This window comes from Streptomyces sp. NPDC052109 (assembly GCF_040680195.1).
Classification (GTDB): Bacteria; Actinomycetota; Actinomycetes; order Streptomycetales; family Streptomycetaceae; genus Streptomyces.
Genome location: NZ_JBFAWF010000047.1, coordinates 1 through 21,219 on the forward strand (window position 1 = coordinate 1; position 21,219 = coordinate 21,219).

The 21,219-nt window shown below is 73.3% G+C and carries 13 protein-coding genes; 7 read left to right on the top strand and 6 right to left on the bottom strand.

The window, feature by feature from the left end:
• Positions 1–397 precede the first annotated feature (397 nt).
• Positions 398–949 carry a MarR family transcriptional regulator gene (locus tag AB0L59_RS41745; RefSeq protein WP_365593304.1) on the bottom strand — a complete coding sequence of 184 codons (552 nt, stop codon included), beginning with the start codon at positions 947–949 and terminating at the stop codon, positions 398–400.
• A 122-nt stretch (positions 950–1,071) separates the two neighbouring features.
• Between AB0L59_RS41745 and AB0L59_RS41750 the strand changes: the two genes are divergently transcribed.
• Positions 1,072–2,349, top strand: coding sequence for an MFS transporter (locus tag AB0L59_RS41750; protein WP_365593351.1), 1,278 nt, complete (start codon positions 1,072–1,074; stop codon positions 2,347–2,349).
• A 58-nt stretch (positions 2,350–2,407) separates the two neighbouring features.
• On the opposite strand, the gene AB0L59_RS41755 is transcribed toward AB0L59_RS41750, so the two are convergent.
• From AB0L59_RS41755 to AB0L59_RS41765, 3 genes are all read right to left on the bottom strand, one after another.
• A complete protein-coding gene (locus AB0L59_RS41755; RefSeq protein ID WP_365593307.1) occupies positions 2,408–3,223 on the bottom strand; it encodes a methyltransferase domain-containing protein in 816 nt (271 codons plus the stop codon).
• Positions 3,224–3,275: 52 nt separating this feature from the next.
• Entirely contained in the window at positions 3,276–4,928 is a 1,653-nt protein-coding gene (locus tag AB0L59_RS41760; RefSeq protein WP_365593309.1) for a SpoIIE family protein phosphatase, read from the bottom strand.
• Positions 4,929–5,059: 131 nt separating this feature from the next.
• Positions 5,060–6,439 carry an NAD(P)/FAD-dependent oxidoreductase gene (locus AB0L59_RS41765; RefSeq protein ID WP_365593312.1) on the bottom strand — a complete coding sequence of 460 codons (1,380 nt, stop codon included), beginning with the start codon at positions 6,437–6,439 and terminating at the stop codon, positions 5,060–5,062.
• A 379-nt stretch (positions 6,440–6,818) separates the two neighbouring features.
• Between AB0L59_RS41765 and AB0L59_RS41770 the strand changes: the two genes are divergently transcribed.
• Both AB0L59_RS41770 and AB0L59_RS41775 read left to right on the top strand, forming a co-directional pair.
• Entirely contained in the window at positions 6,819–7,583 is a 765-nt protein-coding gene (locus tag AB0L59_RS41770; RefSeq protein WP_365593315.1) for a helix-turn-helix domain-containing protein, read from the top strand.
• 249 nt (positions 7,584–7,832) lie between these two features.
• The gene (locus AB0L59_RS41775) at positions 7,833–9,731 is read left to right on the top strand and encodes a sigma-70 family RNA polymerase sigma factor (RefSeq protein WP_365593318.1); all 1,899 of its coding nucleotides are present in this window, start codon (positions 7,833–7,835) and stop codon (positions 9,729–9,731) included.
• 3 nt (positions 9,732–9,734) lie between these two features.
• Here AB0L59_RS41775 and AB0L59_RS41780 read toward each other — a convergent pair whose 3' ends face one another.
• Entirely contained in the window at positions 9,735–13,088 is a 3,354-nt protein-coding gene (locus AB0L59_RS41780) for a BTAD domain-containing putative transcriptional regulator (RefSeq protein ID WP_365593321.1), read from the bottom strand.
• Between the two features lie 259 nt (positions 13,089–13,347).
• The gene (locus AB0L59_RS41785; protein ID WP_365593324.1) at positions 13,348–15,423 is read right to left on the bottom strand and encodes an asparagine synthase-related protein; all 2,076 of its coding nucleotides are present in this window, start codon (positions 15,421–15,423) and stop codon (positions 13,348–13,350) included.
• Between the two features lie 724 nt (positions 15,424–16,147).
• On the opposite strand from AB0L59_RS41785, the gene AB0L59_RS41790 reads away from it, so the two are divergent.
• The 4 genes from AB0L59_RS41790 to AB0L59_RS41805 all read left to right on the top strand — a co-directional run bounded on the left by AB0L59_RS41790 (position 16,148) and on the right by AB0L59_RS41805 (position 21,147).
• Positions 16,148–17,572, top strand: coding sequence for an MFS transporter (locus tag AB0L59_RS41790; protein WP_365593326.1), 1,425 nt, complete (start codon positions 16,148–16,150; stop codon positions 17,570–17,572).
• A 63-nt stretch (positions 17,573–17,635) separates the two neighbouring features.
• Positions 17,636–18,853, top strand: coding sequence for an L-2-hydroxyglutarate oxidase (lhgO, locus tag AB0L59_RS41795; protein WP_365593329.1), 1,218 nt, complete (start codon positions 17,636–17,638; stop codon positions 18,851–18,853).
• Positions 18,854–18,960: 107 nt separating this feature from the next.
• A complete protein-coding gene (trmB, locus tag AB0L59_RS41800; RefSeq protein WP_365593332.1) occupies positions 18,961–19,806 on the top strand; it encodes a tRNA (guanosine(46)-N7)-methyltransferase TrmB in 846 nt (281 codons plus the stop codon).
• Positions 19,807–19,851: 45 nt separating this feature from the next.
• Positions 19,852–21,147, top strand: coding sequence for a PrsW family intramembrane metalloprotease (locus AB0L59_RS41805; protein ID WP_365593335.1), 1,296 nt, complete (start codon positions 19,852–19,854; stop codon positions 21,145–21,147).
• The last annotated feature ends 72 nt before the right edge of the window (positions 21,148–21,219 follow it).

Genomic DNA, 21,219 nt, shown 5'->3' on the forward strand with positions numbered 1-21,219 from the left:
CTATCAGATCTTTTCTCGATCCGATTTCCTCGGTGCTTTCCAGGCCCCCGCGTTTCTCTCGCGGTTTCCTTTCCGGCGGTTCCGACTCTATCAGATCCTTTCGGCGTCTGACTCCCAGTCAGGGGGGCTTGTCCTCCCGGCCGTTGGGCCGTTCCGACGTCTCAAACCTTAGCGGATCCGCTCGGCGATTCCCAATCGGGCCGCCGGGCTTCCCTTCGAATTGAATTCGGGCACGCCGAATACAACCCGTCCGGGAGATCGTGCTGTTGGTGTGAGGGTGCCGCTCGAGGCGGCGGAGTGTTGCCGAAGAACCGTTACGGCCCCGTGGCAACCCGAAGAACTTTACGGAACGGGGAGGGGCGTGTCAACCCGTCCTGTCAAGATCTTTTCTGCGGCCTCAGTCGAGGTCGGTGAGGCGTCCGCCGGCGTCCGGCTGGGCGTGCTCCACGCGGCGCAGGAGCCTGGTCAGGACCTCGCCGAGAACCGCGCGCTCCGCCGGCGTGAGGTCCTGGAGGAGGTCCTCCTCGAAGACGGTCGCCAGGCGCATGGCCTCCAGCCACTTCTCCCTCCCCTCCGGGGTGAGCTCCACGATCACCCGGACGCGGTTGGACTCGTCCCGCTCACGAGTGACCAGTCCCTCGCCGACCATGCGGTCGATCCGGTGGGTCATCGCGGCAGGGGTGAGGCCGAGGCGCTTGGCGAGGTCGCTGGGGCCCATGCGGTAGGGGGCGCCGGAGAGGACCAGTGCCTTGAGGACCTCCCACTCGGCGTTGCTGATGCCGAGGGCGGAGGTCTGGCGGCCGTAGGCGACGTTCATACGGCGGTTGAGCCGGGACAGGGCCGAAACGATCTTCTCGACCTGGGGGTCCAGGTCCTGGAACTCGCGCTGGTAGGCGGCGATCTGCTCTTCGAGCGTCGGCTCTGTGACGTCGGGGGCGGTGTCGGCCATGGGCGCAGTATCGCACGCGGGGCCTTTGCTTTGAAGTCCTTCACTGTGTACTCTTTAGCTTCGAACTTTAGCTTCGAAGTCTTCAGGTCTAACTAGTGAGAGAGGTGAACGTGACCAGGGCGATGGGCGCAGCGATGCGCCGGATCCACGTGGGCAACGCACTCAGCGCGTTCGGGCTCGGCTTCACCGTCCCCTACCTGTACGTCTACGTGGCGCAGGTGCGGGGCCTGGGAGCCATGACGGCGGGACTCGTGCTCGCCGTCTTCGCCGTGGCCGCGCTGATCGTGCTGCCGTTCGCCGGCAGGGCGATCGTGCGGCGCGGCCCGCTGCCGGTCCTGCTCGCCGCCCTGGTCGCCGCCGCCCTGGGTGCGCTGGGCCTGGGGCTCGCGGGCAGTGCCGTCGCCGTCCTGCTGTCGGCCGCGGTGCTCGGTGCCGGGCAGGCCGTGATGCAGCCGGCGCTGGCGACGATGATCGTGGACTGCTCCACGGCCGACACGCGGTCGCGGGCGTTCGCCACGCAGTTCTTCCTGCAGAACCTGGGGCTCGGCACAGGTGGCCTCATCGGCGGGCACCTCGTGGACACCACGCGCGTGTCCTCGTTCACGCTGCTGTTCGCGATCGAGGCGGCGATGTTCCTGCTGCTGGTCGCGGTGATGGCGACCGTGCGGATGCCGCGCTCACCGCGGATCGAGGACGCCCCCGCGCGGTCGGCGAGGGGCAGCTGGAAGCAGCTGTTCGGGAACCGGGCGATGGTGCAGCTGTGCGTGCTGGGCTTCGTGCTGTTCTTCGCCTGCTACGGCCAGTTCGAGTCCGGGCTGAGCGCGTACGGCGTCGAGGCCGCGGGGATATCCACCTCCGCGCTGGGTACGGCCCTGGCCGCCAACACGCTGATGATCGTGGTCGCCCAGTTCGCCGTGCTGCGGTTCGTGGAGCGCCGTCGGCGGTCCCGTGTCATCGCCGGTGTCGGCCTGATCTGGGCCGTGGCCTGGGTGATCGCGGGATACGCGGGCCTCGGGCACGGCAGCCAGGAGATGGCAACGGCCGCGTTCGTGTCGACGTACGCGCTGTTCGGGCTGGGCGAGGCGATGCTGTCGCCGACGGTCGCTCCGCTGGTCGCCGACTTGGCTCCCGAGGGGATGGCCGGGCAGTACAACTCCGCGTTCGCGCTGGTCAAGCAGTTGGCGCTGGCCGTCGGCCCGGCGGTGGGCGGTCCGCTCGGGGCCTCCCTGCCTGCGCCGTACGTCGTGACGTTCCTGCTGTTCTCGCTGGGGATCACCGTGCTGGCGCTGTTGCTGGGGCGGCGGCTCACGGCCGTGCAGGACCGGCCGTGGCTGGCGCGTGGGAGCCGTGTGGTCACCCGCGGCGCCGCGCCCGCGGAGCCGATGCCCGCCGAAGCCTGAGCCCCTTGTACTCCGTAACGGCCGTCACCTTGAGGTGGCGGCCGTTGTCGTCAGCGGGTCAGCGGGTCGCCGTGACCAGGGTCGCGGTGAAGGGAACGGTCGCCGTCCCGTCCACGGCGATACAGGAGGTGAGCTGGTCGCGGACCAGGTCGCCCGCTCGGGCCAGCGCGTCATCGCCGCCGGCCTCCGCGACCAGGGCTCCCCAGGAGACGGCTGACAGCTGGTCGCGGGCGTATTCGTCCAGCGGGGGGAGGAGGACGCCGAAGGTGACCTCGCGGTGGGCGGTGTCGCGGTAGCCGGCCTCACCGAGGGCCGCGGTGAGGTGCTCGGTGGTGCAGGAGAAGGCCTGCGAGAGGTTCTCGGCCGCCTCGGGGCCGCCGTACTCCTCGACGGCCCGGTGCTGGGCGCGGAAGTAGGGCTGCCGGTCCAGGGCGGCCCACACGGTCGCGGCGAAGCGGCCTCCCGGACGGGTGACGCGGGCCGTCTCGGTGAGGGCCGCGCGGAGGTCGGGGAAGAACTGGGCGCCCTGCTGGCAGACGACCGCGTCGAAGGTCCCGTCCGAGTACGGGAGCCGGTCGGCGGGTGCCACGGTGAACTCGATGTCGGGGTAGAGGCGGGGGTGGTGTTCCCTGGCCACGCGGATCATGCCCTCGTTGATGTCGGCGCCGTGGACCCGGCCGGTGGGGCCGACGAGGGGGGCCACCGCGCGTGCGGTGAAGCCGGTGCCGCAGGCCAGGTCGAGGACCGTGGCCCCCGGCCACAGGTCCACGGCGTCCAGGAGGGCGGTCACGAAGGGCGTGTTGATCGGAGCGGCGTAGGTCTCGTACCGCTCGGGTTGCGTGCCTGTGAGCTGGAAGCCCGATACGTCTGCCATGGGGCAGGCTTTAGCACCGGGCGGGCCGCGCGACGAGGTGCCGCGCGGACGCTCAGGCCCTGTTCCCCGGCAGGACGAACTCGCACCAGACCGCCTTCCCGCCCCCCGGTGTCCTCCGGCAGCCCCAGTTCGAGGCGATGGTCGCCACGATGGCGATCCCCCTTCCCGACTCGTCGCCCGGTTCCGCGCGGCGGCGCCTCGGCAGGTGGTCGTCGCCGTCCGTGACCTCGATGATCAGGCGGCGGTCGGTGCGGCGGAGCCGGAGACGCATGGGCGGGGTGCCGTGCTGGAGGGAGTTGGCGACCAGCTCGCTCGCGGCGAGGACCCCGAGATCGTGCAGCTCGGCGGGGAAGCGCCAGCTCGTCAGCACGCCGGAGGCGAACGCACGGGCGCGGGGCGCCGCTTCGACGCCGCCGAGGAGTTCCAGGGCCGCGTTGCGGAAGAGGTCGCCGTCGGGGCCCGTCCGGGCGGGGTGCTGGAGGACGAGGACGGCCACGTCGTCGTCGTGGTCGGCGGTGACACCGGCCGAGCGGACGAGGCGGTCGCAGATCACCTGGGGGGTGCCCGTGGCGCCGGCCAGGGCTCCCCCGAGTGCCGCGATGCCCTCGTCCAGGTCCGCGTCGCGGCGCTCGACCAGGCCGTCGGTGTAGAGCACGGCGGTGGCACCGGGGCCGAGGGCGATGGAGCCGGAGGCGTGCATCCAGCCCCCGGTGCCGAGCGGCGGGCCGGTGGGTTCGTCGGCGCGGCAGACCGTGCCGTTCTCGTCCCGGACCAGGATCGGGAGGTGGCCGGCGGAGGCGTACACCAGCCGGCCCTCGTTGGGGTCGTGGATGGCGTAGACGCAGGTGGCGATCTGGTTGGCGTCGATCTCCATGGCCAGCCCGTCCAGCAACTGGAGCACCTCGTGCGGGGGCAGGTCGAGGCGGGCGTAGGCGCGGACGGCCGTGCGGAGCTGGCCCATCACCGCGGCCGCTCTGACCCCTCGTCCCATCACGTCGCCGATCACCAGGGCCGTGCGGCCGCCGCCCAGGGTGATGACGTCGTACCAGTCGCCGCCGACCGCCGCCTCCGTGCCGCCGGGGTGGTAGGTCGCGGCGATGCGCAGGTCGTCGGGCTGTTCCAGTTCCTGGGGGAGGAGGGAGCGCTGGAGGGTGACGGCCGTCTCGCGCTGGCGGCGTTCGCTGGCGCGCAGTCGTTCCGCTGCCTCGGCGTGGTCGGTGACGTCGGTGGCGAAGACGAGGACGCCGCCGTCGCTGTCGCCGTCCTCGGCGACGGGGGTGCAGGTGAAGGTGTAGGAGCGGCCGTCGACCGCCTTGCGGGACTTCAGGGTGCGGGGTTTGCCGCTGCGCAGCACTTGGTCGAGGAGCGGGAGCAGGCCCAGTTCGGAGAGTTCGGGCAGCGCCTCGCGGGCGGCCGCGCCCATCGCTCGTACGCCGAAGGCCGCCACGTAGGCGTCGTTGACGTACGCGATGCGGTGGTCCGGGCCGTGGACCAGGGCGACGAGGGCCGGGACGCGGTCGAGGACGTCGCGGGTCGGCAGTTCGTCGACGGCGGGAACGGGGGGTGTGTCGCCGGCCGGCTGTTCGGCGCGGGCCGCGGGCACGGAGCCTTCCCCCCACCGGTCCGGGGAGACCGGGGTCTCGGTCCGCGCGGCGGCGCGGCGCTGCGTTCCGGGGAGCCGGGCGCTCCAGCGCGTGAAGTTCACTTGGGAAGAAGCCTCGTGGGTGCTGTGGGCGGGCGGGGCGGCCCGTCCGAGGACGTGGGGCAGTCTGGCAGGGGCGGGCCGCGGCGACATCCGTCAGACGCCTGGGCGTGCCGGGGAGTTCCTGGGTCCGGTCAGGAGGACCCCTTCGGGTTGTCCGAGGGGCTGTGAGGAGGCTTTCCACCGGCAGCGAGTTCGAACTCCGCTCGCGGATGTTCGAGCGAACCGAGCGAGACGATCTCCCGTTTGAAGAGACCGGCGAGGGTCCATTCCGCCAGGACTCGGGCTTTTCGGTTCACGGTGGGCACCCTGCTGAGGTGGTAGACGCGGTGCATGAACCAGGCAGGGTAGCCCTTCAGCTTGCGCCCGTAGACCTGGGCGACGCCCTTGTGCAGGCCGAGGGAGGCGACCGAGCCGACGTACTTGTGGGCGTACGTCTCCAGCGGCTCGCCGCGCAGCGCGTGGGCGATGTTGTCGCCGAGGGTGCGGGCCTGGCGCACGGCGTGCTGGGCGTTGGGTGCGGTCTCGGTGCCGGGTTCGGCGGCGGTGACGTCGGGGACGGCGGCCGCGTCTCCGGCGCCCCAGGCGTGCTCCGTTCCGTCGACGGTCAGCTGGGCGGTGCACTTCAGCCGGCCGCGTCCGGTGAGCGGCAGGTCGGTGGCGGCGAGCAGCGGGTGTGGTTTGACGCCGGCGGTCCACACGACCGTACGGGTCGGGAAACGCTGGCCGTCGCTGAGGACGGCGACGCGGTCGGCGCAGGAGTCCAGGCGGGTTTCGAGCAGGACCTGGATGTTGCGGCGGCGCAGCTGGGTGACGGTGTACCGGCCCATCTCCTCGCCGACCTCGGGCAGGATCCGGTCGGAGGCCTCCACGAGGACCCACTTCAGGTCCTCGGGGCGGACGTTGTGGTAGTAGCGCGCGGCGTAGCGGGCCATGTCCTCCAGCTCGGCGAGCGCCTCCACGCCCGCGTAGCCACCGCCGACGAAGACGAAGGTGAGGGCCGCGTCGCGGATCGCGGGGTCGCGGGTGGAGGAGGCGATGTCCATCTGCTCGATGACGTGGTTGCGCAGGCCGATGGCCTCTTCGACGGTCTTGAAGCCGATGCCGTACTCGGCGAGACCGGGGATGGGCAGCGTGCGGGAGATCGAGCCGGGGGCTAGCACGAGTTCGTCGTAGCCGAGGAGTTCGGCCGGTCTGCCCTCCTCGGTGGTGGCGAGGGTGTGGACGGCGGCGGTGCGCATCGCGTGGTCGATGGAGGTGACCTCGCCGACGACGACATGGCACTGGTCCAGGACGCGGCGCAGCGGTACGACGACATGACGAGGGGAAATCGAACCCGCGGCTGCTTCCGGAAGGAACGGCTGGTACGTCATGTAGGGGTCGGGGGTGACGACGGTGATGTCGACCTCACCCCTCCTGAGCTCGGTCTTCAGCTTCCGCTGCAGACGCAGTGCCGTGTACATCCCGACGTAGCCGCCGCCGACAACCAGAATGCGCGCACGTTCCTTCACCATCCCATGACGCACCCGGCGCAGTTGTTTGTCCACAGCCCCGGCAATTTGTGTGACTGGCGGCCGGGTGGGCGCGGGATCGGACGCGGTGCCGGGGCAGGACGAAAGGGGGCAGGTCAGCACGGTCGGACCAGGGTGCGCGAAGGTGAGGAAACGGGGCGTACGAGACCCGTACTCCGATCGGGGGGCGCACTGTGCGGAACCTGCCCCTTCTGAATTGACCCCCTCTCAACTATGTTCGTGTGTCGACGGGGTGTAGGGAATGTGGTCGAACGGGTATCGCGACGGGCGGACCCGGTCGAGACCGAGATCAGTTCCCGGCACGCCGGATTCAGTGGCGGGGAGAGTCTCCGGGGGGAGACGTCATTAACCGGGGGAACACATGCATGTTCAGGACACGCATTGGTCATCTGCAGCCGCCATCGCACCCCATGGCGGGGCGGTGAACGCGGCGGCGGGCAACGGACGCGCGGACGGGCCGCGTACGGCACCGTTGCGGGTGGACGCACAGCGCAATCTGGAACACGTGCTGCGTGCGGCGCGTGAGGTCTTCGGCGAGCTGGGCTACGGCGCGCCGATGGAGGACGTGGCGCGGCGCGCGCGGGTCGGCGTCGGCACGGTGTACCGGCGCTTTCCCAGCAAGGACGTGCTGGTCCGGCGGATAGCCGAGGAGGAGACGGCGCGGCTGACCGAGCAGGCGCGGGCCGCGCTCGGTCAGGAGGACGAGCCGTGGTCGGCGCTGTCCCGCTTCCTGCGGACGTCCGTGGCGTCCGGGGCGGGGCGCTTGCTGCCTCCGCAGGTGCTGGCCGGCGCCGCTCAGGACTCCGCCGGTTCGGCGGGTGCCGTCGACGAGGCGCGGGTGCCGCAGCAGCGGGCGCAGCCGGCCGGTGGTGAGCTGCGGCTGGTGCCGGGGGAATCCGCCGGCGCTGCCGAGGACAGCGGGGTCGGGGTGCTGCTCGATGTGGTCGGGCAGCTCGTGGAGCGGGCTCGGGCGGCCGGTGAGCTGCGGCCGGACGTGTCCGTGGGCGATGTGCTGCTGGTGATCGCCACGGCGGCGCCGTCCCTGCCCGATGCCGCGCAGCAGGCGGCGGCGTCGGCCCGGCTGCTGGACATCTTGCTGGAGGGGCTTCGGTCCAGGCCGGCGTAGGGGGTTGTCGGGTCGGTTCGCGGTCGACGGCGCGCGAGGTCGTCGGGTTGCGGGTCGTCCGTGGCTGAGCGCGCGGTTCCCCCTCCCTGGGGAACCGCGGCTCACTCGTTCGAGCAGTGACCGGAGGCCTGTGCTGACCAGGGCCCTCGGATGGGTGGACGCCGTGAACATCGCGGCTCGCCCGAACAACGGTGTGGCACGCTGAGCCGGTGACGGGTTGGGCTGGGCCGGCGTCGGGGGCTTTCCGCGATGGGCGTTGACGGGTGGGACGAGTCACACGGTGACGACGCGGGCATGGAGTCCTCCGGGCCGAACCCGCCGCGGGTGCCGCCCCAGGGCGGGCGTCCGGTGCCCTCCGGCGCGAGCGTGCCGGCCCAGCGTGAGGGTGGCGTGCTGCCGCCGCCGCGGCAGTTGCCGCCCGACGACGGCGAGCTGATCGAGCGGATGCGCGGCGGTGACGACTCCGCGTACGAGGAGCTGTACCGGCGGCACGCGGACGCCGTACGGCGGTATGCGCGCACCTGCTGCCGCGACGGGCACACCGCCGAAGACCTCACCGCCGAGGTCTTCGCCCGGATGCTGCAGGCCGTGCGCGGCGGGGCGGGCCCCGAGCACGCCGTGCGGGCGTATCTGCTGACGTCGGTGCGGCGCGTCGCCGCGCACTGGACCAGGTCCGCCCGGCGCGAGCAGCTCGTCGACGACTTCGCCGTCTTCGCCCAGCAGGCCACGCGCGCCCCCGAGGCACCCGACGGCACCGCGCCCACGGGCTCCTTCGGCGCGGGCCTGGACCCCGGCGCCGATGTGCGCGCGATGCACGAGGCCGAGCAGTCCATGGCGATGCAGGCCTTCCGCTCCCTGCCCGAGCGCTGGCAGGCCGTGCTGTGGCACACCGAGGTGGAGGACGAGTCCCCGAGCGACGTGGCCGTGCTGTTCGGGCTGGACGCCAACGGCACCCGGGTCCTCGCCAGCCGCGCGCGCGAGGGGCTGAAACAGGCCTATCTCCAGGCCCACGTCAGCGCCTCCCTCGCCGGTGACGAGGAGTGCGCCCGCTACGCCGACCAGCTCGGCACCTACGCCCGCCGCAAGCTGCGCGTCCGCGCCGAACGCGGCCTGCGCAAGCACCTGGAGGAATGCGCCAGATGCCGGCTGGCGGCCGCGCAGATCGAAGAGGTCGCCGGCGGTATCCCCGGTGTCGTCCCCGTCGCGGTCATCGGCTGGTTCGGGGCCGCCGGCTACGCGAAGGCGCTCGGGATCATCGCCGGCAGCGCCGGGGCCGGCGCGGCCGGTGCCGCCGCCGCGGCCTCCGGGTCGTCAGGAGGGGCCGGCGGTGCGGGCGGTGCCGCGGTCTCGGAGGGGCTCGGGGCGCCGGTGAAGGCGGGGATCGCGGCGGGTGTGGTGGCGGTGGCCGCCGCCGCGGTGGCACTGGCCCTCGTGAACGACAGCCGTCCGCCGGCGAAGGAGGCGGCCAAGCCGTCGCCGTCCGCACCGGTCGTGCGGATCCCGGCGCCGAAGCCGACACCGACGCGGAAGAAGCCCTCGCCACAGCCGGTGGTGCTCGCACCCGAGCCGACCCCCACCCCGACGCCGACGCCGACGCCCACTCCCCCGCCGGCTCCGACGCCCACACCGACTCCCAGGCCCAGTCCGACGCCCACGCCGACCCCGACGCCCCCGCCGAAGCCGACCCCGACGCCCCCGCCGCCGCCCGCGCCGACCGTCTATGAGCTGAGCGACCTCAGCTACGACGTCAACGGCGACGGCACCCGGCCCGAGATCCGGTTCGGCGAGAGCAGCTGGGTGTGGCAGCGCCACGGCATGTCGATCGGCGGCAAGCAGTACGCGCGCGGGGCGACCGTGCGCGGCGAGTCCTCCGTCACCGTCGCCCTCAACCGGCAGTGCACCTCCTACGACGCACTGGCCGGCGTGGACGACATGACGCTCGGCCTCGGCAAGGTGTCCTTCTCCGTCTACGCCGACGGGGTCCGGCTGTGGCACTCCGGGATGGTCAGGGGGCACGACCAGGCCGTCTCCGTCCATGTGGACCTGACGGGACGCAGGACCGTACGGCTCGTGGCGCGGCCGCACAGCAACGTCGTCGACGAGGCGGCGCTCGCCGACTGGGCCGAGTCCCGGTTCAGCTGCCGGTAGCCGTCACCGGGCGCCGCCCCCGCCGGCCGCTCCCACCGCGCCCAGCTCCCGCAGGACCTCGGTCACGCCCATGGACGCGCCCCGGGCGCGCTCGGCCGCGTACCGTCCTGGCTCCAGGGCCGCACGGGCATCGGCGTGCACCCGGGCGGCCTCGCCGCACTCCGGCTCGGGACGCGGATTGCCGTCGCGCCAGTGGTCCGCGGCGGCGAACAGGCGGACCGCACCGGCCAGATCGCCGCGCCGGGCCCGCAGACCGGCCGCGGTGTCCACCAGCACCGCCGTGATCGACTCGGAGCATCGCTGCGCCACCGCGTCGCGCAGCGCCTCCGCGAGGATCGCCAACCCGTGCCCGGGACCGGACTCGTCGGCGGCGAGCAGCGCCTCGATGGTGCGCAGGGCCGCCAGGAACTGCGGCGGCGGGGTGCCGCCGCGCAGCACGCCGCGGGTCGTCTCGTACAGCTCGCGGGCCCGTGCGGTCTGCCCGTCGTGGAGGGCGATGTGGGAGCGCATCAGCAGCACGAAGGCGCGGGATTCCGGCACCGCGTACCGGTCGGCGGCCACGGCCGCCTCGTCCAGGGCGGCCAGCGCCGTCTTCCGGTCACCTGAGCGGTAGGCGATCTCGCCGAGCCGGGCGATCAGGAACGGCGACTCGGCGTAGGCGCCCACCTCGTAGGCGAGGCGCAGCGCTTCCTCGTACTCGTCGCGCGCCTCGTCGAACCTGCCGCGCGCCATGGCCGCCTCGCCGGCCGCGCTGCACACCTGCGCCCGCATCCAGCGGTCCCCGACCCGGCGGCTGAGCGCGCGCAGCTCGGCCAGGTCCTCGTCCACGCCCCGCAGGTTGCCCGGGGAGTCGACGATGACGTGGGTGCGGTACATCAGGGAGACGCCGACCTCCCAGTCGCCACCGTACGCACGGCAGTTGGCGACGGCCGCGGCCAGGTCCGGACCGATGAGCCCCGGGCCGCTGAGGTAGTAGCTGGTCAGCGGCCAGACGATGCCCGGGAGCCGGGCAGCCTGGGGGCCACCCCGTTCGTAGACGGCGCGGACGCGTGCGACGTACTCCGGGGCGCGGGGGTCGGGTGCGAGGTGTTCGTTCAACGACTCGGAGGTCAGGAACAGATCGAGCATCCGCAGGTCCATCCGCCGCTCCCGCAGCGGATGGGCGGCCTCGCCGCCGGGCGCGGCGAGGAAGGTGCCCATCGGGTCGGCCGACTCCACCAGCGCCATGAGTCCGCCACCGCGGGCCGGGTCCGCCGAGCTCTTCGGGGCAGCCTGCTCCTCCCGGGCCGCCAGGGTGTCCAGGGCCGCGCCCAGGCGCAGGACGAGGCGGACCCAGGAGATGGCCTCCTGGCGGTGGTTGCGCAGCCACCAGAACCAGCCGATGGCCAGGACGATCGCGGCCGCCTCCGGCTCGTCGCCGGCGCGCACGGAACGGTCGAGCGCCGCCCGGATGTTGTCCAGCTCGGTCTCCAGGCGGGAGATCCAGGGCAGTTGGTCCGCCGACCGCAGGCGCGGCTCGGCCTCCTCGACCAGCGTCCGCACCCACGCGCGGTGGCGGCGCTCGGCCGCGGCGCGCAGCACCGGGACCTCGGCCGCGCGCTCGGTGGCGTACTCGTGGATGGTCTCCAGCATCCGGTAGCGCATGCCGCCGGAGCCGTCAGGGCCGCTGGGCGCGGCCACGACGAGGGACTTGTCGACCAGGGCGCCGATCAGGTCGGCCGCCGGGCCGGTGCACACGGCCTCGGCCGCCGCGAGGTCCCAGCCGCCGGTGAACACCGACGCCTCGCACAGCACCGTGCGCTCCCGCTCGTCCAGCAGGTCCCAGGACCAGTCGACGACCGCGCGCAGGGTCTGCTGGCGGGGCAGGACCGTGCGGCTTCCGGAGGTGAGCAGGCGGAAGCGGTCGTCGAGCCGGTCGGCGATCTGTCGCGGGGTCAGCAGCCTGAGCCGGGCGGCGGCCAGCTCGATGGCGAGCGGCAGCCCGTCCAGGCGGCGGCAGATCTCCGACACGGCCCCGGTGTCCGCGAGCACCGCGTCGGCGTCGGGGCGGACGGCCTTCGCACGCTCGGCGAACAGGCGGTGCGCCTGCTCCGGGACGAGGGGCTCGACCGGGCGCACCGACTCACCGGGCACGCCCAGGGGTTCACGGCTGGTCGCGAGGATCGTGAGTCCCGGGCAGTGGGTGAGGAGGGTCTCGGCGAGGGCGGCGGCCGCGCCGATGACGTGCTCGCAGTTGTCAAGGATCAGGAGCCGGCTGCGCGGGGCGCAGTACTCGATCAGCAGGGCGACCGGGTCGGCCTGCGGGGTCGCCAGGTCGTTGGTCAGCAGCGCCGTCTCGCGCAGGCCGAGCGCGCTGACCACGGCGCCGGGCACCGCCTCCGGATGGTCGAGCGGGGCCAGCTCGACCAGCCATGCCTGCGGAAGCCCTGCGGCGGCCTCCTCGGCGAGGCGGGTCTTTCCCGAGCCGCCCGGTCCGGTGAGCGTGACCAGGCGGGCCCTGTGCACGTCGGAACGAATGGCGTCGAGTTCCGGTTCCCGCCCGACGAAGGACGTCAGACGGGGGCGGAGATTGCCGGTGCGCGCCGGGGGTTGAGCGGGTGCCGGTGACGGCTTGGCGGGCTTCGGCGGTGCCGGTTCGTCGGGCGGCTCGAGCAACGACGCGTGCAGGGCTCTGAGTTCCGGGCCCGGGTCGGCGCCGAGGGTGTCGGCGAGGGTGCGGCGCACGGACTCGTACGCGGCGAGGGCGTCGGCGGGGCGGCCCGTGTCGCGCAGGGCGCGGATGAGGAGGGCGTGCAGGGGCTCGTCCAGCGGGTGGGCCGTGGTGAGTTCCGTCAACTCCGGTACGACGTCCGGGGCGCGGCCGAGGTCGAGGGCGGCGGCGGCACGGGCGCGGGTCGCCTCCATGCGCAGGGCCTCCGGGCGGGTGGCCGCCGTGCGGTCGGGGAGGTCGGCGAGGGCGGGACCGTGCCAGAGGGCGAGGGCCTCGGTGAGGGCGCGGTGGGCGGTGGCGGGGTCGGCCGCGGCCAGGGCCTTGGTGCCGGTGTGGACGAGGCGCTCGAAGACGTACAGGTCGACGTGGTCCTCGGTCGCCTCCAGGCGGTAGCCGCCCGGGGTGGAGGCGATGGTGTGGCGGCCGAGGGCGCGGCGGAGGCGGCCGACGAGGGCCTGGAGGGCGGCGGGGGCGTCGCCCGGGTGGTCGTCGGCCCAGATGTCGTCGACGAGTGTTTCGGAGGTGGCGGTGCGGCCGGGGCGCAGGGCCAGTGCGGTGAGGAGCGTGCGGACGCGTGGGCCGCCGACGGGTACGGGGGTGCCCTGGTCGTCCGCTGCTTGGGCTACGCCCAGGATTCTGTACCGCACCCGGTCATTGTCGCGGGGGGTCGGGTTCTGGGCACGGGGGTTTCGTCACCGTTGCCCGATCGCCGCCCGGTAGCCGGGCGGGGTAGGGCGCTACTCGGCGTGCGGTGCCGCGGCGGCCGACCGGACCGCGGATCCCCCAGAGGCGCGGGGAACCGCGTGTCCAGCCACTACGGGCCCGCGGCGGCGCACGGCGCGGGGCACCCCGGCGTGGGCCTGGGGGCGGCAGCTCCCGGATGCGCGGGGACGGCTCCCCCGGCCTTCAGGCGCCGGAGGCCAAGGCCCCCCTGCGCGGCTGGATGCCGGAGGGAACCGCACGCGCGCGTGCCGGTGTTCCCGTCCAGCACGTGCCCCGGCGGGACAGGAGGCGGTGGAGCCAGAGCTCGAGGGAGACGAGGTCGGCGAGGCCGTCCAGGGGGAGGGGGTCGCCGGCGGCCGCCGCGCGCAGGGCCTTGCGGATGACGCGGGCCTCCACCAGGCCGGCGTCGGCCAGGAGGGGGGTGGCGAAGAGGTCCAGCAAGGGGTCGGCCGACACCCGCAGGCCCGCGCGCGCCGCCGCCGCCGAGGAGGCGTGGGAGGGGGCGCCCCAGCCGGGCGGGAGGTCGGTGACGCCGGCGCCCTCCAGGACCGTACGGAGGATGGCGGCGCGGGCGCCGGGCTGGACGCGCAGGGCCTCGGGGAGGGCGCGGCAGGCGCGGACGACCTGGTTGTCGAGGAACGGCGCGTGCAGGCGCTGGGAGCGGATCTCGGCGGCCTGTTCCAGAACGCGCAGGTCGGCGGCGTGGCGGGCGAGGGCGGCACGCGCGCGATAGTCGCCGGGGCGCTGGGCGCCGGTTCCGGAGCGGACCGCCTCCGCCTGCAGCAGAACCGATACTTCGGCCAGCGCCTCGCCGGTCAGCCAGCGGGCCGCCGGCCCGGGTCTGGCCCAGGTCAGCGCGGCGAGGGACGCGCCGACCGCTCCCTTCGGCTCGTCGAAACGGCGCCGCATCAGCCGCTCGGCCAGCACCTCCATGCCGGTCCGGTAGGGCAGGCGGGCGAGGCGGCGGGCGGCGCCGTACACGCGCGCGGGGACCATCACCGAGCCGTCGGCCTTGGCGAGCGCGGCGACCGGGCGGACCAGATGGCGCCGTTTGCGGTCCATGAGGAGGTCGGCGAGGCGCGCGGGATGGGCGTCCAGGACCTGGCGGGCGCCGTGGCCGGTGAAGTGGTCGGCGCTGCCGGCGGCGAGCCGGGCGCGGTGCCGGGCGGCGGTGATCAGCGAGGGCCCCGGTTCGTCGGTGAGGGGGCCGTCGAGGTCGGCGTACGGCAGGGTCTCCTCGGCGCCGGTCACCACGACGTGATGCAGCCGGGGGTTGGCGGCGAGGGCGCCGGCGCGCTCCAGTTCGGCCTCGCGGCCGCCGACGGCCAGGTCGTTGAAGGTGACGGCGAGGAGCCGTTCGCCCGCGCCCGTGCCGTGGCCGAGGAGTGTGCCGGGTCTGCCGGGCAACCCGGCGGCCAGCAGTGCCAGCGTGCCCGAGGCGGGGCCGCCGGAGAGGTCGGCGCCGATGCCGGGCACGGGCATGCCGCGCCGGGCGCGCCGCTCGGCCGGGCCCATGCCGGGCACCGGGCCCGGGTCGAGGCCGGGCACGTGCCGGGGTGCCGACAGCCGGGTGCGGACCGCCTCCACCAGGGCGTCGCGTACGGCGTCCACGGCGTGGTCGGGGTCGGCCGGGGGCGCGGCCACCGCGAGGGAGGCGACCGGCTCGTACCCGGCGATCTCGCGCGCCCCTGCGCGCAGGACGAGCGCGTGCCCCGGCGGAACGCGCCGTACGCCGTCGTACGGGGTGGTGTCGCGCAGCGCGGCGGGTACGTCCGGTGCGGCGAGCAGGGCGGCCAGGTGGCCGAAGTCGAGGTTGGCCTCGATGAGGTCGGCGAGGGGCAGCGCGGCGGTGGCGTAGGCGGTGCCACCGGCCCAGGGTGTGTGGAAGACGGGGCGGGCGCCCGCGAGATCGCCGCAGACGGTGATGCGGCGGCCGACCTGCACGACCGCCGTGTAGCTGCCGGGCCAGGTCGTCAGATGACGCAGTGCGCCCCCGCGCGCGGTGTACAGGCCGCGCCGCAGTTCCTCGTCGGAGGCGCCGCAGATGCCGAGGACGGCGATGCGGTTGTCGGCGTCGGCCCTCACCACGCGCACCTCGTCCGGACGCCAGTCGCCGACGGCCCACAGCGGATCCGGGTCGCCCCACAGGAGTTGGGAGCCGACCGGGTGCAGGGTCTCACCGTCGTAACCGGTGGCGCCCGCGGACCCGATCCCGGCGACGCCCGCGGCGGTGCTGCTCCACCCCACCAACCACCGCATCGACGCCTCCACAGGCTGTGGACAACAGTGCACCGTACGAACCGGATCCTCATGCTGCCATGAAAGGCGCGGTGTGGAGGGGCGGCGGCACCGGCTTCGATCGAGGGAAACCGGCGGCGGACGACGGGGGCCGCCGAGGAAGGCCGACGTTCGCGGCACGCGCCGACCGTCGGTTGTACACGATGAGTACGACGCGAATGCGCCCCCTGTGCGCTCCCCCAAGTCGCCTTTCACGCCCTCAAGTTGCATGGTGGGAGAGGCAATCAACCCTGACAGTCGGGGGCGATTTTCAGCCAAACATCCTGGAGCGCACGGAATTCGAGCACGCTCCGTACAGGCCTGCGCGACGTGGGGCGGCGCGAACACGCGCACAGTCCGGGAGGCGGGCATCGCCTCCCGGACCGGTCCGCCACCCGCGGGGATGAAGGTGGCGGTGTCCCCCAGCCCACTGGATCCAGTACAGCGGGCCGACCCACGCAAGAGCCATGGAACCGCTCCCCCCGTTGGCCGGAGAAGAGCGCACGGACGGGCGCACGGCCACACGGGCGGGGGCACGTGGCGACCGGCCGTGCACGGTGCGTACAGGACCGTACTTCCGTACGGGCCACAATCCCGCCATCCGGAACAATGCCCCTTAACGCTTGGGATGCGGCGAACTACGCTGGGTTTACGAATGCCGCGTGGTTATGCCAGTGCGGCAGCCGTCTGTGTCGAGGGGTGGCGCATGTCCAGGGAGCAACGCGGGCCGAACGAAAAGCTCGGCGCCGTTCTCGCCCTCGCGGGAATCAGCAACGCAGGACTCGCGCGACGCGTCAACGACCTTGGCGCTCAACGCGGGTTGACTCTTCGCTACGACAAGACCTCCGTGGCGCGCTGGGTGTCGAAGGGGATGGTGCCGCAGGGCGCCGCTCCGCACCTCATCGCGGCCGCCATCGGCCAGAAGCTCGGCCGCCCGGTGCCGCTCCACGAGATCGGCCTGGCGGACGCGGATCCCGCGCCCGAAGTGGGCCTCGCCTTCCCCAGAGACGTCGGACAGGCGGTGAGGTCGGCGACGGAGCTGTACCGTCTCGACCTCGCCGGGCGCCGGGCCGGCTCCGGCGGCATCTGGCAGTCGCTCGCCGGATCGTTCGCGGTGAGCGCATACGCGACGCCCGCCTCACGATGGCTGATAACCCCCGCCGACAGCTCGGTCGCGCGGGAGGCGGGCTCCGCGGAGGGTTCCGGCGCACCGATCAAAGTCGGCCACAGCGATGTGCAGAAGCTGCGGGAGGCCGCCGAGGACGCCAGGCGGTGGGACTCCAAGTACGGGGGCGGCGACTGGCGTTCGTCGATGGTGCCGGAGTGCCTGCGGGTCGAGGCGGCGCCGCTGCTGCTCGGCTCCTACTCCGACGAAGTGGGCCGCGCGCTCTTCGGTGCCTCCGCCGAACTCACCCGGCTCGCCGGGTGGATGGCCTTCGACACCGGCCAGCAGGAGGCCGCGCAGCGGTACTACATCCAGGCGCTGCGGCTCGCCCGCGCGGCGGCCGACGTGCCGCTGGGCGGCTACGTGCTGGCCTCCATGTCGCTCCAGGCGACCTACCGCGGATTCGGCGACGAGGGCGTCGATCTGGCGCAGGCCGCGTTGGAGCGGAACCGGGGGCTGGCGACGGCCCGCACGATGAGTTTCTTCCGGCTGGTGGAGGCGCGGGCACACGCGCGTGCGGGGGACGCGCAGGCGGCGGGTGCGGCGCTGAAGGCCGCCGAGGGGTGGCTCGAGCGATCCCGGGAGGGCGACAACGATCCTTCTTGGCTTGGTTTTTATTGCTATGACCGGTTCGCCGCCGACGCGGCCGAGTGCTACCGGGACCTGAAGGCGCCCCGCCAGGTGCGGCGGTTCACCGAGCAGGCGTTGTCGAAGCCGACGGAGGAGTTCGTGCGGTCGCACGGGCTGCGCCTGGTGGTCTCGGCCGTCGCCGAGCTGGAGTCCGGCAATCTCGACGCGGCCTGCGAGCAAGGGGTGCGGGCCGTGGAGGTGGCCGGGCGGATCTCGTCGGCCCGCACCACCGAGTACGTGAAGGACCTGCTGCACCGGCTGGAGCCGTACGGGGACGAGCCGCGGGTGGTGGAGCTGCGGGAGCGGGCCCGGCCGCTGCTGATGGCTCCGGCGTGACAAGCCACACCGCCCGCGTTTGAAGGCGTTGTCAGTGGCGCAGTGCACTATCGGTAGCGGGAGGTGGTGCAGGTGCCGGTCGAGGCGTACGACTGTGACGTGCTCGTGGTCGGTGGGGGGATCGTCGGGCTGTCCACGGCGTATGCGATCACGCGGGCCGCACCGGGCACGCGGGTCACCGTGCTGGAGAAGGAGCCGGGGCCGGCCCGGCACCAGACGGGGCGCAACAGCGGGGTGATCCACAGCGGGATCTACTACCGGCCGGGCTCCCTCAAGGCGCGGTACGCGGTGCGGGGCGCCGCGGAGATGGTGAAGTTCTGCGCCGAGTACGGCATCGCGCACGCCGTCACCGGCAAGCTGATCGTCGCCACGGAGCGCGAGGAGCTGCCCCGGCTGCACGCGCTCGTGCAGCGAGGCCGGGAGAACGGCATTCCGGTACGGGAGCTGGGGCCCGCCCAGATCGGTGACTACGAACCCGAGGTGCGCGGGCTCGCCGCCATACACGTCGGCACGACGGGCGTGTGCGACTTCGTCGGCGTGGCCCGGCAGCTGGCGCGTGCCTCCGGTGCCGAGATCCGCTACGGAGCCCGGGTGGTACGGGTCGACCGGCGCCCGGAGCGTGGCGTGGCCGTGCTCACCGCGGCCGGCGACGTCGTGCGCGGGCGCGTGCTGGTGAACTGCGCCGGGCTGTACTGCGACGAGCTGGCGCGGCTGACCGGGGACGAGCCCGAGGTGCGGATCGTGCCGTTCCGCGGGGAGTACTACGAGCTGGCGCGGCCGGAGCTGGTGCGCGGGCTCGTGTATCCGGTGCCGGATCCGGCGTTCCCGTTCCTCGGGGTCCATCTGACCCGGGGCATCGACGGGGGCGTGCACATCGGTCCCAACGCGGTGCCGGCCCTGGCCCGGGAGGGGTACGGCTGGGGGGTCGTACGCCCGCGGGAGCTGGCCGGGACGGTGGCGTGGCCGGGGTCGTGGGCGATCGCCCGGCGGCACTGGAGATACGGCGCGGGTGAGCTGCACCGCTCGCTGTCGAAGGGGGCGTTCCTGGAGGCGGTGCGCAGGTTGCTGCCCGGGGCGGAGTCGGACGACCTGGTGCGGGCCCCGGCCGGGGTGCGGGCGCAGGCGGTGCTGCGGGACGGGACGCTGGTGGACGACTTCCTGATCAGGGAAGCGGCTCGTGCCGTGCATGTGCTGAACGCGCCCTCGCCCGCGGCGACCGCGTCCTTGCCGATCGGGCGGGAGGTCGGGCGCCGGGTGCTGTCGATGCTCGGAGCGCTGTAGACCCCCTGCCAGGGGACACCGCCCGCGTCCCCCGTTTACCCACCCGCACATCCGTCTCGGTCGGCTGGGAAGGTGCCCCAGCAGGGCGCCGTAAAATCAGAAGCACTGTGTCTGATTCCCTCAACGCCCCCGAAGCCCCCTCGCCGGCCCCCCACACTCCCGGCGCGTCCGTCCGGCACACCCGGGCCAAGGGGGAGCCGCGGTTTCCGGACGGGCCCAAGGCCGATCCCGCCGGGTCGCACTTCGAGCGGCGCATCCGGAGTTTCCAGCCCCGGCGCAGCCGGGTGACCGCCGGGCAGGCGGACGCACTGCAGCGGCTGTGGCCCCTGTGGGGGCTCGACATCGACGGCGGCCGGGTCATCGATCTCGGTGAGCTGTTCGGGAACGACAGGCCCGTCGTGCTGGAGATCGGCTTCGGGATGGGCGAGGCCACCGCGCAGATGGCCGCGGCCGACCAGGACACCAACATCCTCGCCGTCGACGTGCACACTCCGGGGCAGGGCAATCTGCTGGGTCTCGCGGACCGCAACGGACTGTCCAACGTCCGGGTGGGCAACGGGGACGCGATCATCCTGCTGAGGGAGATGCTCGCCCCCGACTCGCTCGACGGGCTGCGTGTGTACTTCCCGGACCCGTGGCCCAAGAAGCGGCATCACAAGCGACGGCTGATCCAGCCCGAGTTCCTCTCGCTCGCCGCGACCCGGCTGCGGCCCGGCGCGCTCGTGCACTGCGCGACCGACTGGGAGCCGTACGCCGAGCAGATGCTCGAGGTGCTCACCGCGCACCCCGACTTCGAGAACACGCAGGCGGACGGCGGTTTCGCCGCCCGCCCGGAGTTCCGGCCGCTCACCCGTTTCGAGGGGCAGGGACTGGACAAGGGACATGTGGTGAACGATCTGCTGTTCCGTCGCGTACCGCACCAGGACCGAACACACGAACCGCATCAGGGCTGATAAACCGCTCCAGCCCCTCGTCCGGTCACCGTTAGGGTCGATGCCGTGGCCACCAGTCCTCCGTTTCCGACGTATCCCCCGGGCCCCCACGGACCCGTGCTGCTCCACCATCCGCACTGGTGGCAGCGCAGGTGGGTGCGGTACGGGGCACTGATCACACTGCTGGCCCTGTCCGGTCTCGTCATCCTCGCGCTGGTGCGCCGGCAGACCGGCACCGAGGGGTTCCTCGTCGGGCTCGGCCTTGCCGTGCTGCCCGTGCCCTGGCTCATAGCCGCCTTCCGGTGGCTGGACCGCGTGGAGCCGGGCCCCTGGCGGAACCTGGTCTTCGCCTTCGCCTGGGGGGCGTGCGCGGCGGCGCTGATAGCCATCGTCGCCAACAGCTTCGCGACCAAGTGGATAGCCACCGCCACCGCCGATCCGGCCGGCGCCGACACCCTCGGCGCCACCGTCATAGCGCCCATCGTCGAGGAATCCGCCAAGGCCGCCGCCGTCCTGCTCGTCTTCCTCTTCCGCAGACGAGACTTCACCGGGATCGTCGACGGCATGGTGATAGCGGGCATCACCGCCACCGGGTTCGCGTTCACCGAGAACATCCTCTACCTCGGTACGGCCTTCGGGACCGACCAGCTCAGCGGCGGCAGCGGCATCGCCTCCGTCACCGCCGCCACCTTCTTCGTGCGCATCGTGATGTCCCCGTTCGCGCACCCCCTGTTCACCACCCTCACCGGCCTCGGCTTCGGTGCGGCCGCGCTCTCCGCCGACAGGCAGCGCGTGCGCAGGGTGCTGCTGCCGCTCTGCGGCCTGCTGCTCGCGATGAGCATGCACGCCTTCTGGAACGGCTCCTCCACCTTCGGCGAGTTGGGCTTCTTCGCCGTCTACGGCGGCTTCATGGTGCCCATGTTCGGGCTGCTGACCTGGCTCGCGATCTGGACGCGGCAGCGGGAGCTGCGCACCGTGCGCGAGGAGCTGCCGGCGTACGTGCCGGCCGGGTGGCTGGGGCCGGCCGAGCCGTTCGCGCTCGGCTCGATGCGGGCACGACGGACGGCCCGGGACTACGCCCGGCACCACCACGGCCGCCCGGCGGCGCGGGCGGTGGCGCAGTACGAGGCGTACGCCACCTCGCTCGCGCTTCTGCGGCACCGGGGGCGCAGGGGAAAGGCCGGGGCCGACTTCGTCGTCCGGGAGCGGGAGCTGCTGGACGAGCTGTGGAAGCGGAGAGAGGTGGCCCGGCCGGCCCTGGGGTACGGGGCGCGGGTGGCCGCGCCTGTGGCCACGGCGTACGGGCCGGTGTACAGGTATCCGGCGGTGCCGTATCCCCTGTACAACCCGTATCGGTCGTAGATGCCGCGGTCCACACCGAACCCGGAAGGCCCTCACCTGTTCAAGCGCCCGGCACGCGTGTCACCCACGTGC

What these genes read in the sequence shown, in the direction of transcription:
- AB0L59_RS41770 (WP_365593315.1), top strand. Translation starts at nt 6,819, where the DNA reads ATGCATGTTCAGGACACGCATTGGTCATCTGCAGCCGCCATCGCACCC.
- AB0L59_RS41745 (WP_365593304.1), bottom strand. Translation starts at nt 949, where the DNA reads ATGGCCGACACCGCCCCCGACGTCACAGAGCCGACGCTCGAAGAGCAG.
- AB0L59_RS41775 (WP_365593318.1), top strand. Translation starts at nt 7,833, where the DNA reads ATGGGCGTTGACGGGTGGGACGAGTCACACGGTGACGACGCGGGCATG.
- AB0L59_RS41765 (WP_365593312.1), bottom strand. Translation starts at nt 6,439, where the DNA reads ATGGTGAAGGAACGTGCGCGCATTCTGGTTGTCGGCGGCGGCTACGTC.
- AB0L59_RS41750 (WP_365593351.1), top strand. Translation starts at nt 1,072, where the DNA reads ATGGGCGCAGCGATGCGCCGGATCCACGTGGGCAACGCACTCAGCGCG.
- AB0L59_RS41785 (WP_365593324.1), bottom strand. Translation starts at nt 15,423, where the DNA reads ATGCGGTGGTTGGTGGGGTGGAGCAGCACCGCCGCGGGCGTCGCCGGG.
- AB0L59_RS41790 (WP_365593326.1), top strand. Translation starts at nt 16,148, where the DNA reads ATGTCCAGGGAGCAACGCGGGCCGAACGAAAAGCTCGGCGCCGTTCTC.
- AB0L59_RS41755 (WP_365593307.1), bottom strand. Translation starts at nt 3,223, where the DNA reads ATGGCAGACGTATCGGGCTTCCAGCTCACAGGCACGCAACCCGAGCGG.